Annotated in this window: 12 protein-coding genes; 7 read left to right on the forward strand and 5 right to left on the reverse strand. The window is 49.6% G+C overall.

All coding sequences use genetic code 11. From position 1 onward, the window contains the following. Nucleotides 1–145: 145 nt before the first annotated feature. The 3 genes from L9P36_RS12310 to L9P36_RS12320 are packed head-to-tail and all read left to right on the forward strand — an operon-like array spanning nucleotide 146 to nucleotide 3,230. Nucleotides 146–1,414 (forward strand): O-acetylhomoserine aminocarboxypropyltransferase/cysteine synthase family protein, encoded by a 1,269-nt coding sequence (locus L9P36_RS12310; protein ID WP_237467386.1) that lies wholly within the window; start codon nucleotides 146–148, stop codon nucleotides 1,412–1,414. 28 nt (nucleotides 1,415–1,442) lie between these two features. Continuing rightward, the gene (locus L9P36_RS12315; RefSeq protein ID WP_237467388.1) at nucleotides 1,443–1,988 is read left to right on the forward strand and encodes a PadR family transcriptional regulator; all 546 of its coding nucleotides are present in this window, start codon (nucleotides 1,443–1,445) and stop codon (nucleotides 1,986–1,988) included. A gap of 24 nt (nucleotides 1,989–2,012) precedes the next feature. Next, the gene (locus L9P36_RS12320; RefSeq protein ID WP_237467390.1) at nucleotides 2,013–3,230 is read left to right on the forward strand and encodes a serine hydrolase domain-containing protein; all 1,218 of its coding nucleotides are present in this window, start codon (nucleotides 2,013–2,015) and stop codon (nucleotides 3,228–3,230) included. A 175-nt stretch (nucleotides 3,231–3,405) separates the two neighbouring features. Here the strand turns inward: L9P36_RS12320 and metF are convergent, their stop codons facing one another. The 3 genes from metF to L9P36_RS12335 form a co-directional block, all read right to left on the reverse strand. Then, nucleotides 3,406–4,326 (reverse strand): methylenetetrahydrofolate reductase, encoded by a 921-nt coding sequence (gene metF / locus L9P36_RS12325; RefSeq protein ID WP_237467391.1) that lies wholly within the window; start codon nucleotides 4,324–4,326, stop codon nucleotides 3,406–3,408. A gap of 193 nt (nucleotides 4,327–4,519) precedes the next feature. Further along, complete coding sequence (locus tag L9P36_RS12330) at nucleotides 4,520–6,955, reverse strand: bifunctional aspartate kinase/homoserine dehydrogenase II (RefSeq protein ID WP_237467393.1); 2,436 nt, start codon at nucleotides 6,953–6,955, stop codon at nucleotides 4,520–4,522. Beyond that, the gene (locus L9P36_RS12335) at nucleotides 6,952–8,115 is read right to left on the reverse strand and encodes an O-succinylhomoserine (thiol)-lyase (protein WP_237467396.1); all 1,164 of its coding nucleotides are present in this window, start codon (nucleotides 8,113–8,115) and stop codon (nucleotides 6,952–6,954) included. Before L9P36_RS12335 ends, L9P36_RS12330 begins: the two co-directional genes overlap by 4 nt. 207 nt (nucleotides 8,116–8,322) lie before the next feature. On the opposite strand from L9P36_RS12335, the gene metJ reads away from it, so the two are divergent. Further along, on the forward strand, nucleotides 8,323–8,640 hold the full coding sequence (gene metJ / locus L9P36_RS12340; protein WP_237467397.1) for a met regulon transcriptional regulator MetJ: 318 nt from the start codon (nucleotides 8,323–8,325) through the stop codon (nucleotides 8,638–8,640). Nucleotides 8,641–8,769: 129 nt separating this feature from the next. On the opposite strand, the gene L9P36_RS12345 is transcribed toward metJ, so the two are convergent. Continuing rightward, nucleotides 8,770–10,014, reverse strand: coding sequence for a malic enzyme-like NAD(P)-binding protein (locus L9P36_RS12345; RefSeq protein WP_237467399.1), 1,245 nt, complete (start codon nucleotides 10,012–10,014; stop codon nucleotides 8,770–8,772). 185 nt (nucleotides 10,015–10,199) lie between these two features. Beyond that, the gene (gene rpmE, locus L9P36_RS12350; protein ID WP_237467401.1) at nucleotides 10,200–10,409 is read right to left on the reverse strand and encodes a 50S ribosomal protein L31; all 210 of its coding nucleotides are present in this window, start codon (nucleotides 10,407–10,409) and stop codon (nucleotides 10,200–10,202) included. Nucleotides 10,410–10,656: 247 nt separating this feature from the next. Here rpmE and priA point away from each other — a divergent pair, with 247 nt between their 5' ends. From priA to L9P36_RS12365, 3 genes are all read left to right on the forward strand, one after another. Beyond that, on the forward strand, nucleotides 10,657–12,855 hold the full coding sequence (gene priA / locus L9P36_RS12355) for a primosomal protein N' (protein WP_237467403.1): 2,199 nt from the start codon (nucleotides 10,657–10,659) through the stop codon (nucleotides 12,853–12,855). Between the two features lie 179 nt (nucleotides 12,856–13,034). Continuing rightward, the gene (cytR, locus tag L9P36_RS12360; RefSeq protein WP_237467405.1) at nucleotides 13,035–14,039 is read left to right on the forward strand and encodes a DNA-binding transcriptional regulator CytR; all 1,005 of its coding nucleotides are present in this window, start codon (nucleotides 13,035–13,037) and stop codon (nucleotides 14,037–14,039) included. A 182-nt stretch (nucleotides 14,040–14,221) separates the two neighbouring features. Then, nucleotides 14,222–14,794 (forward strand): SPOR domain-containing protein, encoded by a 573-nt coding sequence (locus L9P36_RS12365; protein ID WP_237467407.1) that lies wholly within the window; start codon nucleotides 14,222–14,224, stop codon nucleotides 14,792–14,794. The last annotated feature ends 56 nt before the right edge of the window (nucleotides 14,795–14,850 follow it).

Genomic DNA, 14,850 nt, shown 5'->3' on the forward strand with positions numbered 1-14,850 from the left:
TAAAGTTGTACAGACAACCGAACAACTTGTGCAGGCATTCACAAAAACAAATATTGACCCCGAAACCGATTGCATGACAATAGAACAGACAATAATGTCTATCTCCAACTAGCTAAATAAGCGAATTATCAGCAAGGAATGCGATATGAAAGATGAAACGCTAGCCATTCACCACGGCTACCAAACGGATCCAACCACTAAGGCCGTGGCAACCCCAATTTACCAAACCGTTGCCTATGAATTTGACAACGCACAGCACGGTGCGGACCTCTTTAATCTTGAGGTTCCGGGGAATATTTACACCCGCATTATGAATCCAACCACAGATGTCATTGAGCAGCGTATGGCGGCTCTTGAAGGTGGTGTTGCCGCACTTGCAGTCAGCGCTGGCGCAGCGGCCATTCATTACGCGGTACTCACCCTTGCCAAGCAAGGTGACAACATCGTCGCAACGCCGCAGCTCTATGGTGGCACCTATACCCTCTTTGCGCACATGTTGCCAAGTTTGGGCATTGACGTGCGTTTTGCCGCATCAGATAAACCAGAAGATATTGCGGCGCTGATCGATTCACAAACCAAGGCGGTTTACTGTGAGTCCATCGGTAACCCTGCGGGCAATATCGTTGATATCGCAGCGCTTGCAGAAGTGGCACATGCTCAGGGCGTGCCTTTGATGGTGGATAACACAGTCGCCACGCCTGTGCTGTGTAAGCCTATCGAGCTAGGTGCGGATATTGTGGTGCACTCTATGACCAAATATATCGGCGGTCACGGCAACTCTCTCGGTGGTGTGATTGTTGATAGCGGTAAATTCCCTTGGCCCAAATATCAGGATCGCTTCCCGATGTTTGCCACCCCGGAACCCTCTTATCACGGCGTGATTTATAACGAGACCTTTGGTCCGGCCGCATTTGTAGCGCGCGCACGTACTGTGCCACTGCGCAATACTGGTGCTGCGCTCTCGCCGATGAATAGTTTCTTGCTGCTGCAAGGGTTAGAAACCCTACCTTTGCGCATGGAGCGCCATTGCCAAAACGCATTGGCGGTGGCTGAGTTTCTCGACGCCCACCCTATGGTGGCGTGGGTGAACTACGCTGGCCTGAAATCCCACCCAAATCATGCGTTGTGTCAACGTATGCTGCGCGGTGGCTTACCTTCATCTTTGCTCTCATTTGGCCTCAAAGGCGGCTATGAGGCGGGGGTGAAATTCTATGATGCATTGAATTTATTTAAGCGCCTAGTCAACATCGGGGATGCCAAATCCCTAGCCTGTCACCCAGCCTCGACCACCCATCGCCAGATGAGTGAAACCGAGCAAGCTGCGGCAGGTGTACAACCAGAGATGATTCGTTTATGTGTCGGCATTGAGCATATCGAAGACATTCTGACCGATCTTGATCAAGCGTTACGCTAATAACTATTGATTAAATGGAACTTGAAAGATGTCGCTACCTCATGTCATTTTGACCTCGCTGTGTCACGCAAGTGCTACTGGTTATGACCTGACTAAACAATTCTCCCAGCAAGTGGGCTATTTTTGGCGTGCGAGCCACCAACAGGTGTATCGCGAACTCAATAAAATGGCACAACTTGGTTGGGTTGGATATTTACTCGAACCACAAGATGGCAAACCCGATCGTAAGGTGTACACCATTACTGAAGAGGGCCGCGCTGCATTGATGCTTTGGCTGGAAAAACCATTGGCACCGCCTGCGGTGCGTGATGAGGTCTCCGCGAAACTTTATGCATGCCAAGAGGGCGATAGCGGTGTGATGTCACAACACTTGACTCGCTTGCTTGACGACTCAAAACGTGAGTTGGCAAACTTTCAAGAACTTGAAAAGATTCACTTTGCGGATATCAGTCGACTTGACCGCCAGCAGCACCTGATGCGTTTGACTTTACGTCGCGGCATCCATGGTAAAGTCGCATGGATCAATTGGATTGAAGAAGCGCTTGAAATCCTCAATCAGTTACCTTCAAAGTAACGGATAAGCGCTCAGGGAGCGCTTATGAAGGATCACATACATTACAAAGCAGTAGGCCTGGTCCTGCTGCTTTTGTTTTTTGCCTTAGGCTGGAGTTATCGACTCTACACCCTACCCTCAGCGCAAGATTTTCAATGGACACAAAAGCCCGCAGAGCCTGACTGGCCCACCACAACACCAGAAATACAAGGTTTTGATCCCATCGAACTGCTACGCCTTCACCGTAAATTATTAGAAGATGAAGATCAGCGCCCGCAATCACTACTGATTGCGCGTCATGGCCAACTGCTATTTGAGCACTACTACCAACATCCTACCCGTGGTACCAGCACGCCGCAATTTAGCAATGAAAGCCATTACAATACGCTTTACCCCTTGATGGAAATCAGCCAAACCCTCACCGCAACCTTGATTGGCCGATTACTGATGGATGATCAAATTCAATCCATTGAACAACCACTTCTCAGTGAGGCACAAATAGCGCGCCAGCCCAAAGCCGATGGGAAAAAAGCCATTCGCCTGATTGATGCGCTGAATATGCGCAGCGGCTTGCACTGGCAGGAGGTGTCACGTAGCGAGAACCATCAGCCCAGTGATCGCCAACTCATGCACCAAGCCCCAACACCCATTGATTATGTATTGAGCCTGCCCATGGATAGCCAGCCGAATCAGCGCAGTCGCTATCAAAGCGCGATGCCTGTGCTACTTGGTGATTTTATCGAGCGCACCACTTCGCAAAGCTTGGTACAATATGCCAACAATGCCCTATTTGCCCCTTTGGATATTCAGTATTTTGAGTGGGGAGGCCCCTTACGACATAAATTGGGCGATCAAGGGCTTGCCTTGCGTAGTCGCGATCTCGCGAAAATTGGCCAACTTTACCTCAATCAAGGCCATTGGCATGGACAGCAGCTGCTTGATCCAGCCTGGATCCACTTTATCTATCAGCCCGGCGCGCCTTTGATTGAACAGCCACATTTGCGATTTGCCATGGGCTGGTATCAACCGCAATTTCGCTATCAAACACGTCCAATTCAAGTGGTCGCAGCGCTCGGCCAAGGCGGCCAAGGCTTACTCTTGGTACCCGAGCTAGAGTTATTGGTAGTGATGACCGGCGGCGCCTATTTGGGACAAGATAAGGATTATCTGTTTCGTCTAATGGAGGCGCATATCTTTCCCGCCTTAGGCTATCCGATAACATTTATGCGACATCAAGAGAGTGCAGATGCAATTGAGCACTGAACTGATAAGAAAAAATAACAGTCAATTAAGCCCAATAAAAAAGCCGCAGATGCGGCTTTTTTATTGGACGTAGAGGTTGGCTTCAACATTTAACTGGCGTCAGCTTCAGCATTTCACTCAAATACGCCACTTTCTCTCAGCCGTTTCTCTCAATCACTTCTCATCATGAGTTAGGCTAAACCGCTTTGGCCGTTAAGCCCTGAGTCGCTGTTTGCGGGCGCACCCCTAAGGTATGGCAAATGGCATAGGTCAGCTCAGCGCGATTGAGGGTATAGAAATGGAAATCCTTGACCCCTTCTCGGCTCAGCACGCGAACCATATCAATGGCATTGCTCGCGCCTAGCATCTGACGCGTCAGCAGATCATCATCCAAACCTTGGTACTGCTTTTCCATCCAACTTGGAATACGCACATTGGTCATTTTGGCAAAGCGTGATGCCTGTTTGAAATTCGACACCGGCAAAATGCCCGGCACAATCTCCACATCAATGCCTGCGGTGACACAGCGATCGCGAAAACGCAGATAGGATTCCACATCAAAGAAAAATTGGGTGATCGCGCGGTTGGCACCCGCATCAATTTTACGCTTGAGGTTAATCAAATCCGATTGCGCATTTTTCGCCTCAGGATGCACTTCAGGATAAGCCGCCACTGAAATATCAAAGTCAGCTTCCTTGCGCAGCAGCTCAACCAAATCAGCTGCATACATATCAGGTTTACCGCCATTTTCTGGCAAATCACCACGCAACGCGACAATCTGACGAATGCCGTTTTGCCAGTAATCACGGGCAATTTGGCGCAATTCATCACGGCTTGCATCGATACAAGTTAAATGCGGCGCTGCAATCAGACCAGTTTGCTCTTTAATCTCTTTGATAATGGAGTGCGTGCGATCACGCTCTCCGGAGTTCGCCCCATAGGTCACTGAGACAAATTTGGGTTGTAACTCTTTGAGCCGATGAATAGAACCCCACAAGGTCTGCTCCATGCTTTCGGAGCTTGGCGGGAAAAACTCAAAAGACACATTAATGTCGCCATTGAGTTCTGCAATATTTTGGTTCAGTAAATCAAACTGACCTGCGTGTGAATATGCCATAGGTGCTCCTTGCGTTGGCATCCAAAATCCTTTTGGACGTCTATATGTCTAAATACTGTCTTAGCCTGCCATTGAAGTCAACGCTCTGAACATGAATTTTATTCAATGCCTGCGTGAGCAAACTTCATCTTCATTTTCCTCTTTATGAAATGCCGCTTCCCCATTGGCTTATAGCAATTGATTACTGTCCATTTTAATGAGACAGCAAGGTAGCTAAACGATTCAGATCCGACTGAATCGCCCCTGCGGTGACATCTCGCCCTGCGCCAGGACCACGAATCACTAAAGGATTATCGCGATACCACTGACTTTCAATAGCAAAAATATTATCGCAGGGCAGCATCATCGCCAGCGGATGGTTCTCGGCAATGGCTTCCACGCCCACACTGGCTCGGCCATCTTTATCTAAACGCGCCACATAACGCAGCACTTTACCTTGGCGCTGAGCGCGCGCCAGTCGCTCTGACATTAAGGTATCCAGTTCATCCACCGACTCAAAGAAACAATCGAGCGATACTTCCGCCAATGAGTCTGGCACCAAGCTTTCCACTTTGACCTGCTCAGGTTCAATGGCCAAACCGGCTTCACGCGCCAAAATCACCAATTTGCGCATCACATCTGAGCCATCGAGATCATGACGCGGATCGGGCTCAGTTAAGCCCTGCTGCCAAGCCAAATCCACCAGCTGACTAAAGGGGATGCTACCGTCAAATTGCAAAAACAGCCAAGACAAAGTACCAGAGAAAATGCCCGACAGAGACAATAGCTGATCGCCACTGTCTCTTAAATCTCGCACCGTATGGTTGATGGGCAAACCAGCACCAACCGTGGCATTGTGTAACCAATGGCGGCCGGTTTTGGCAAAGGCATGACACACAGCTTGATAATTGGCAGTGGTACTTGAACCGGCAATTTTATTGGCACAAATCAGGTGATAACCCAACTCCGCAAACTGTTGATATTGCTTTGCTAGCACCTCACTCGCCGTCAAATCCACAATCACCACTTCATCGCAGCCACTTTGCGCAAAGCTAGAAAACAAGGTGGCATCATAGGGCTGCGCTTGCTTTGTGAACTCTTTCGCGATGCGTGCGCCATCAATGCCCTGAAAATCTACCCAAGCGCGGTCAGTTTCCACCACAGCTAACAAATCAAATTGCATCTCATGACGCGTGACTAATGACGCTTGCTGCTCGGCAAACAGGGACAGCCAACGACTGCCAATATTGCCGTTTCCGCACACCACCAAACCAATGCGCTTTTGCGCCTTAAATAAGCGCTGATGAATCCCACGCACAATGCTGCCACTATCTTGGCTACGCACCACAGCAGCCAAACTTAATTTGGAATCAGCCGCGGCAATAAACTCCACAGATTGGTCAGCCAATTGCTGATAAAAGCCGTAACAATGCACCGGATTATTCACCACCCCAGCACCCACGGCGGCAATCAAGCTATAGCCATCTTTGAGATTGAGTTCACCCAAGCCTTGCTGATCCAGCAGGCTGAGCACACTCCCCACCACTTCACTGGTATAAGCCAGGGCAATGGTGCCCAGCTCAGGATTGATATCATAGGCCAGTGGTTGCAGCTGCTTTTGCGCCAGTTGCGCAAATAAGCGCTCACTCACACCATGGGTTAACTTTGCTTTGGCAAGCTCCACTGTCAGTAAGTACACATCATCCAGAGCTGTAATAATTTTAGCGCCGCGACCGCTCGCCAGTACCCGCTCAATATGTGTTGAACCAAGCTCTGGCTCGTAGCTACAACGCAGCATCAGATCCAATGTGCTTTGTGCGACAGGTTGTAAAGTGCGGCTATGCAAGACTGGCGAGGCTAACCGCGCCAACTCACTGGCCTCATCTAAACGCAGTAATGGCAGTAAACAAGCATCATCCACCACATGTGGATCAGCGCTATATACCCCAGCGACATCGCTCCAAATGGTCACCCGTGAAACATCGGCCAAAGCACCAATCACAGTGGCGGAATAATCTGAACCATTGCGGCCAAGCAGCACGGTTTCTTGCGCATCGTTTTGCGCCATAAAACCGGTGATCACCTGCAGCTGTTTTCCCTGCGCTGCATTTTCTGCGAGGCACTGTTGAAGCAACGGCAAGGAAAGCTGAGCATTCACTTCGGGCTGAGCTGAGTCTGCTTGCGCACGTAAAAAAAGACGAGAGTCCAACGCTTGCGCCGGCATCGATTCGCTATTCAGTCTCGCCGTCAGCAATCGCGCAGACCACAACTCACCAAAACCCAAGGCGCTCGCACGCTTGGCAGCCGAAAGCGACTCGCCCGTAAAGCTCGTTAATTCACTAAAGTCCCGATGCAAGCTTTGTAATAAAGGCGTAGCTTGCGATGCAGGTAAAGTTCGCTCAATCAGTTGCTGCTGATATTGGCGCAGCGCCATCAAACGCTCATGGGCGACGCGGCCATCTTGCTGTAATTGCTCAAGCCAGTCCCACAATAAATTGGTGGTTTCGCCCGCGGCAGAAACCACCACCAAATCATCCGTGCTGGCATATTGGCGTAAAATACGCACCGCGCGCAGATAAGCATCACTATCGGCAAGGCTGCTACCACCAAATTTATGCAGCTGGCGTCCCTGCACCTGTGTTGCGATCATTCACATCTCTCCAAAGCGGCAAATGCCACCTTCAAATCAGCAATCAAATCTTGGCTATCTTCCAGCCCCACCGACAGGCGAAGTAAGGTTGGTGAAATCCCCGCCTCTTGCTGCGCTTGGTCAGACATAGCGCGGTGAGTCATGGAGCTTGGATGGCAAATCAGACTTTCAACACCGCCCAAGGATTCTGCTAAGGAGAACAAACTCAAAGCATCAACAAAAGCTTTGAGCTGCTTTTCTGTGACATCCAGTTCAAAACTCAGCATCGCGCCATAGCCTTGCTGCTGGGCTTTGGCAATTTGGTGTCCTGGGTGCTCTGGCAAACTTGGATGGTAGATGGTGCGAACGCGAGACTGCTGCTGTAAAAATGCCAAAATAGCTGCGGCGTTGGCCTCATGCGCGCGCATTCTTGGCGCCAAGGTACGCAGACCTCGCAGCGTTAAATAGGCATCAAAAGGAGATCCAGTCGCGCCCAAACAATTTCCCCACCAGGTCAGCTGTTCAACATGCGCTTGGCTTTTGGCAATAGCAACGCCCGCCACCACATCGGAGTGACCATTGATATATTTGGTGGTGGAGTGCACCACGAAGTCCGCACCCAGCGAAATGGGCTGCTGTAAAATCGGCGATAAAAAGGTGTTATCAACGGCGAGCCAAGCATCAATGGCTTTGGCTTGAGCACTAATAGCGGCGATATCAACCACCCGAAGGAGCGGATTAGACGGGGTTTCCAGCCACACTAACTTTGGCTTTTGTGCCAGTGCCTTTGCCAGTGCTTGCGAGTCACTTTGATCAACAAACAGCACCTTGAAATCGCCCTTTTTCGCCCGCGATTCAAATAAACGATAGGTACCGCCATAGCAATCATGGGGCGCAACGATCAGATCAGCAGGACTGAGCAAACTGACAATCAAGTTAATCGCAGACATGCCGCAGTTGGTGACCACGCCACCGGCGCCGCCCTCAAGCTCGGCCAGAGCATCCGCTAAAATAGCGCGCGTAGGATTGCCGCCACGAGAATAATCATACTGCGGCACTTCGCCAAAACGCTGAAAACCATAGTTGGAGGTTAAATAGATGGGAGGAACCACTGCGCCAAATTGTTGATCCGATTCGATCCCACTTCTGACGGCAATGGTTGCAGCTTGCTTCTTGCTCATAGTTCGGCCCTTCCTTGGCTGATTTGGTTGCAACACGATAACAATGCACTACAACTTGATGACTTTCCATACAGGGAATAAACATATCGCGCATCACTTGAGACGTCAACACATCTAGACGTCTATATGTTTTTGCTTATGGGAGTAAAAGCCGCTAAAATCGCACAACACTCACTTCAGTGATCGATAAGCAAAATAAGGTGAAGCATGGCAGATTGGAACGGCGACTATATTAGCCCCTACGCCGAACACGGAAAAAAAAGCGAGCAAGTCAAAAAAATTACCGTCTCAATTCCGTTGAAAGTACTGAAAGTACTCACTGACGAGCGTACTCGCCGTCAGGTAAACAACCTACGCCATGCCACCAATAGCGAGCTACTTTGCGAGGCATTTTTGCACGCCTATACTGGCCAGCCTTTGCCAACCGATGAAGATCTACGCAAAGATCGTCCTGATGATATTCCCGTTGAAGCCAAAGCATTGATGGATGCCATGGGCATTGAGTACGAAGATATCACTAAATAATCGTGAAAGTGATCAAACAAATGACAAAAAGCCTCGCAATTGCGAGGCTTTTTTCTAAGGGCTATTTCGCGTTTTTGCCGCGATTGATTCAGCCTAATTCCCTAAAGGATGTGCCTTAAACTGGATACCTTAAACCATATAGTTCTGCGGCATGGCAATGCGCGCTACGCCAGACTCAACCGCCGCTTGCGCCACCGCTTTCGCCACACGTGGTAGCAAACGCGGATCCATTGGTTTCGGAATAATGTATTCACGGCCAAAGCTCAACGCCTCAACACCTGCCGCTTTTAATACTTCTGCAGGAACCGGCTCTTTGGCCAAGTGGCGAATGGCATCCACCGCCGCAATCTTCATCTCGGTATTGATCTCACTGGCGCGTACATCAAGAGCGCCACGGAACAAAAATGGAAAACAGAGCACGTTGTTAATCTGGTTTGGATAATCCGAGCGACCCGTGCCCATAATCAAATCATCACGCACTTGATGCGCCAGCGCCGGTTTGATTTCTGGATCGGGGTTCGAACATGCAAACACAATGGGCTTGTCTGCCATCAAAGCTAGCGCTTCTGGTGGCAATAAATCTGGGCCAGAGACACCGACAAAAATATCAGCGCCTTGAATGACGTCTTCCAGCGTGCGCTTATCAGTATTATTGGCAAACAGCTTTTTGTACTCATTGAGATCATCACGACGGGTATGAATCACCCCTTTGCGATCCAACATATAGATTTTTTCACGCTGCGCACCGCATTGAATCAACAGCTCCATACAAGCAACCGCAGCTGCGCCTGCGCCCAAACAAACAATAATCGCCTCTTCCAGTTGTTTGCCTTGTAGCTCAAGCGCATTGAGCATACCGGCGGCAGTCACAATCGCTGTACCATGCTGATCATCGTGGAACACAGGTACTTGGCAGCGTTCAATCAGCTTTTTCTCAATCTCAAAACAATCAGGCGCCTTAATATCTTCAAGGTTGATGCCACCAAAGGTATCCGCGATATTGGCCACGGTATCGACAAACTCATCAATGGTGCGATGCTTGACCTCAATATCAATGGCATCAAGACCAGCAAAACGTTTGAACAGCAGCGCTTTACCTTCCATCACAGGCTTGGATGCCAAAGGCCCCAAGTTGCCCAGCCCCAAAATGGCAGTGCCGTTTGAAATCACCGCAACCATGTTGCCCTTACCGGTGTACTTATAAACATTTTCCGCATCTTGCGCGATTTCACGCACTGGCTCTGCCACGCCTGGGCTATAAGCAAGCGCGAGATCCTCTGCGGTATCCGCAGGTTTGGTGAGTTCAACGGCGATCTTCCCTGGAACGGGATAAGCATGGTAATGCAGCGCTTGCTGGCGAAGTTGGTCTGACATGGTTCATGTATCCTGATTGTTATCAATTCTTTAATTTTGAAGGCTGCTAAATACAAAAACTGTGATTCAGCGCGAATATGATTACAGATTGAGCATAATTGGCAAGCGCCAATTGTCCTTAGCGATTTTCAGACATAAAAAAAGGGATGCTAAAAAGCACCCCCTTCTCGATTCTGCTAACGCAATTACTTGCTAAGCATACCGAAACGCTTGTTGAAGCGATCAACACGGCCGCCGGTGTCAACGATACGTTGCTTACCAGTGTAGAATGGGTGACATTTGTCACACACGTCTAGGTTTAGATCTTTACCAACAGTTGAAGCAACTTCGATAACGTTACCGCAAGAACATTTTGCAGTGATTACTTTGTATTCTGGGTGGATACCAGCTTTCATGGGAAAACCTCTAATGAAAGGCCGTGCCGCTCTTCCGATCCAAAGCCGGACACCGCACGTCGTTAAATAACAATTGTGTTAAGGCCGCGGATTTTAATCAATCATCGCCCTCGGATCAACCTTTGCTGCAGATCTTTTCGCCACAATTCAAGCCCCTCAATTGGTGCCATTGGCGAAGCCTGATACACTGAGCCATTCCTATTTTTCCGGTGCATTGGGCATCGAAATATTGAGTAGATTGCCACCCATGACTATAGCGCGCATCGCCCTTCCCGTCCCGCTCGATAAGCTATTTGATTATCGTATCGGTGACACACAACCCAAGGTTGGCGCGCGTGTAAAAGTCCCCTTTGGTCCGCGCCAACTCATTGGTATGGTTGTGGCGTTACCGCAACACAGTGACTACCCCATCGAAAAACTCAAAGCCATTAGCCAAGTACTCGATGCCGAGCCACTCTGGCAACCGCCGCTCTATCAAACGCTACAATGGCTAAGTCACTACTATCAATATCCACTGGGCGATACCCTCAATCTATTGATGCCCGCAGCGCTGCGCCAAGGTAAACCCGCGTCGATGCAAGCGCTCAAAATGTGGCGCATCACCGACCAAGGGCGCAACGAACAACATACGCTAGCTAAAAATGCGCACCAGCAAGCAAGGTTATTGGCTGCTCTCACCAACCAAGCACAATCACACAGTGATCTTCAACAGGCTGAATTTAGCGCAGCTACCATCAATAGCTTGGCGAAAAAAGGCTGGATTGAATCCTTTTTTGAAGCGCAAAAAAACACCAGTTTATGGCCCAAGCAGGCACCGCTAAAACAAGCGCCGCTGCAACTGAACGATGAACAAGCCTTGGCCGTTGCGACCATTCAAAGCCAACACGAATTTGCCTGTTTATTGCTTGAAGGGATCACCGGCTCAGGCAAGACTGAAGTCTATCTACAAGCCATTGCACCGGTGTTAGAACAAGGCAAGCAAGTCTTGGTTCTGGTGCCGGAGATTGGCCTCACCCCGCAGACCATCGCTCGATTTACGGAGCGTTTTGATGTCCCCGTTGCCGTGGTCCACTCCAACCTCAACGATACTGAACGCCTCAAAGCTTGGCTCAATGCGCGTGATAATCACTGCGCCATTGTGATTGGTACGCGCTCAGCGCTATTTACGCCATTTCATGACTTGGGGCTCATTGTGGTGGATGAGGAGCATGATGCCTCCTATAAACAGCAAGACACCATTCGCTACCATGCCCGTGATGCCGCGATTATGCGTGCCAATAAAGAGCAAATCCCCATAGTGCTTGGCTCGGCAACACCTTCTTTGGAGACGCTGTATAATGCGCAAACTGGTAAATATCATCACCTCACCCTTAAACGACGCGCAGGCAATGCCAGCCTGACCAAAAATCGCCTGCTGGATATCAAAGGCATGCATTGTGAGGCGGGTCTGAGTGCGCCACTGATGGCGCAAATGCGCCAGCATCTGCAAGCGGGTAATCAGGTGATGCTATTTCTCAATCGTCGCGGCTTTGCACCTGCATTGATCTGTCATGAGTGCGGCTGGCTGGCACAATGCCCACGCTGTGAGCGTTATTACACTGTGCATCAGCAATCGCAGCAGCTATGTTGTCATCACTGCGCCACCCAGCGACCACTACCGCATCAATGCCATCAATGTGGCTCAACACAGCTGGCAGGCGTCGGCGTCGGTACAGAGCAACTTGAGCAAACACTGCAACACCTATTTCCTGATTTCTCAGCGATTCGCATCGACCGTGATAGTACTCGACGAAAAGGCAGTCTTGATCAGGCGTTAACCGCTATTGCGCAAAATCAGCATCAAATTTTAATTGGCACGCAAATGCTAGCCAAAGGCCATCACTTTCCCAATGTCACCCTTGTGGGTTTAATTGATGTAGATAGTGCATTGTTTTGTAATGACTTTCGTGCCCCTGAGCGTCTTGCCCAACTATTTGTGCAAGTCGCTGGCCGCGCTGGACGTGCCAGTAAACCCGGCGAAGTGGTACTGCAAACCCATCATCCTGAACACCCTCTTCTTCTTTCTCTGTTGCGATCCGGTTATGGACCATTTGCACAAGAAGCACTCAATGAACGGCGCATCGCTGAATTACCGCCCTACAGTCATCTGTGTTTATTTCGCGCAGAAGATCATCAAGGTTCACAAGCCGAACTGTTTTTGTCTCAGGTGAAACAAACTCTCGAGGCGCATCCAGAATTCAAGGCACACGATCATTTCATTATGGGTCCAATGCCAGCCCCTATGGCCAAAAGAGCGGGCCGATACCGCTGGCAACTTATTTTGCAATCGAATCAAAGAAGTTTACGTAACAAACTGATAAGTCAAAGTAAAACAGCCATTAACATTTTACCTCTCAGCAATAAGGTACGCTGGTCCATGGACGTAGACCCGCAGGATATGAGCTAGCGAAAAATTAACCACTCTGGGGCTCAGCTCACGAAAACCATGTAACTTTTGCTAGTCAGCTCGTGTTTCACGGCGCGAATTAAGATTACAATATAGCCATTCATCGAGATTCTTTGAGCGGCCGATTTGCTGCTTATTCGATGCTGACCCACCGAGAGAAATGAGAGAGGATTACCACTATGGCGACAATGAAGGATGTTGCCCAGCTAGCAGGCGTTTCAACAGCCACGGTTTCCCGTGCTTTGATGAACCCAGAGAAGGTCTCTGCCTCAACCCGCAAAAAGGTTGAGAAAGCTGTGCTAGATGCGGGCTATTCGCCGAACTCATTGGCTCGCAATCTACGCCGCAATGAATCCAAAACGATTGTTGCCATCATCCCTGATATCTGTGACCCCTATTACGCCGAAATTATTCGCGGTATCGAGGAAGCAGCGATGGAGCACGGTTATTTGGTTCTACTCGGCGATGGCGGCCAACAGAAAAACCGTGAAAATTCATTCGTAAACCTAGTTTTTACCAAACAAGCAGATGGCATGCTACTGCTCGGCACTGATGTGCCTTTTGATGTCAGCAAGCCTGAGCAAAAGAACCTACCACCATTGGTGATGGCCTGTGAGTATGCTCCCGAGTTGGAACTGCCAACCGTACATATTGATAACCTCACCGCAGCCTTTGAAGTGGTGAACTATCTGACCCAAATGGGTCACAAACGTATTGCCACTATCACCGGCTCTGATAGCGCCGCGATCAGCAATTTCCGCCATCAAGGCTATCAACAAGCGATGCGTCGTGCTGGTATTGAAATCAATCCAGCTTATCGCGTCAAAGGTGACTACAGCTTTGCTGGCGGCGCGCGTGCCATGACCTCGCTATTGTCCTTGCCTGAGCCTCCAACCGCGGTGTTCTGTCACAATGACACCATGGCCATTGGTGCCATGCAACAAGCCAAACGTCTTGGTCTACGCGTTCCACAGGATATCTCTGTGGTTGGCTTTGATGACATTAAGTTCTCTGAGTACTGCGATCCACCGCTCACCACAGTCTCTCAACCACGCTACGACATTGGTCGCAAAGCGATGTTGATGCTGCTGGAATTGCTCCGTGGTAAAGAAGTACAAGCTGGCTCGCGTCTGCTGGATGCCAAGCTAGTGATTCGTGAAAGTGCGGCGCCACCATCTCGTTAATTCAATTTGCCAAACTATTCATCGATATACGCCAGCAACTGCTGGCGTATTTTTTTCACCAAATTGCATCAATACCCTGAACAAAATGCCATCTTGCCCCCACTTTTATGGCTGCCTCTAGCCTCAGCGCGCGCAAGTCAGTAACATGCACCCCATGTCCCCTCAATCATTCACAGCAGAACGTGGCACCAAGAGATTACGTAAAACGTGGCCGTGCGCCCAAAAAAACCAAAACCAGTAAAAAGCCTGCGCGTCCGCAAGGCGCATCACGCACCTTTGTTGCTGTGACAGCGCTGCTAATTGGCGTCTTTATTTTTGGTCTGATCAACCTATCCGGTGATGATTCAGCCCCGCAACCGCAGCCAAAACCCGAGAAAATCGTGGTCACTCAGCCAGTACAAAAACCCAAACCTGTGGCTGAGAAAAAACCGTTACCCCCTAAGCCTGAAGAGACTTGGAGCTATATTGAAGAGCTTGAAAATAAAGAAGTAACGGTTGAAGCGAAAAAGGTGAACAACAAGCCAAAGCAACCTTATCTGATGCAGTGCGGTGCCTATAAAACCTTGGCGCAAGCTGAAGAGCGTAAAGCGATGATCGCCTTTCAAGGCTTAACCAGTCGCATTCACCATGAAGGCAGCTGGTATAAAGTAGTGTTAGGGCCTTACCCACAAAAACGCCAAGCCGAAAGTGATCGCCATAAACTGCAGCGCAATAAAATCGAACCTTGCGCCATTTGGTTCTGGAATATCGATTAATTTTGCTATATTTCCCATCAACAGCAGGCTCCGCCTGCTGTTTTTTTATGCCATCG

The organism is Vibrio stylophorae, assembly GCF_921293875.1.
Classification (GTDB): Bacteria; Pseudomonadota; Gammaproteobacteria; order Enterobacterales; family Vibrionaceae; genus Vibrio_A; species Vibrio_A stylophorae.

Coding starts and splice junctions, on each gene's coding strand:
- L9P36_RS12330 (WP_237467393.1), bottom strand. CDS start 6,955: ATGATCGCAACACAGGTGCAGGGACGCCAGCTGCATAAATTTGGTGGT.
- cytR (WP_237467405.1), top strand. CDS start 13,035: ATGGCGACAATGAAGGATGTTGCCCAGCTAGCAGGCGTTTCAACAGCC.
- metF (WP_237467391.1), bottom strand. CDS start 4,326: ATGGCATATTCACACGCAGGTCAGTTTGATTTACTGAACCAAAATATT.
- L9P36_RS12315 (WP_237467388.1), top strand. CDS start 1,443: ATGTCGCTACCTCATGTCATTTTGACCTCGCTGTGTCACGCAAGTGCT.
- priA (WP_237467403.1), top strand. CDS start 10,657: ATGACTATAGCGCGCATCGCCCTTCCCGTCCCGCTCGATAAGCTATTT.
- L9P36_RS12345 (WP_237467399.1), bottom strand. CDS start 10,014: ATGTCAGACCAACTTCGCCAGCAAGCGCTGCATTACCATGCTTATCCC.
- L9P36_RS12310 (WP_237467386.1), top strand. CDS start 146: ATGAAAGATGAAACGCTAGCCATTCACCACGGCTACCAAACGGATCCA.
- rpmE (WP_237467401.1), bottom strand. CDS start 10,409: ATGAAAGCTGGTATCCACCCAGAATACAAAGTAATCACTGCAAAATGT.
- L9P36_RS12320 (WP_237467390.1), top strand. CDS start 2,013: ATGAAGGATCACATACATTACAAAGCAGTAGGCCTGGTCCTGCTGCTT.
- metJ (WP_237467397.1), top strand. CDS start 8,323: ATGGCAGATTGGAACGGCGACTATATTAGCCCCTACGCCGAACACGGA.
- L9P36_RS12335 (WP_237467396.1), bottom strand. CDS start 8,115: ATGAGCAAGAAGCAAGCTGCAACCATTGCCGTCAGAAGTGGGATCGAA.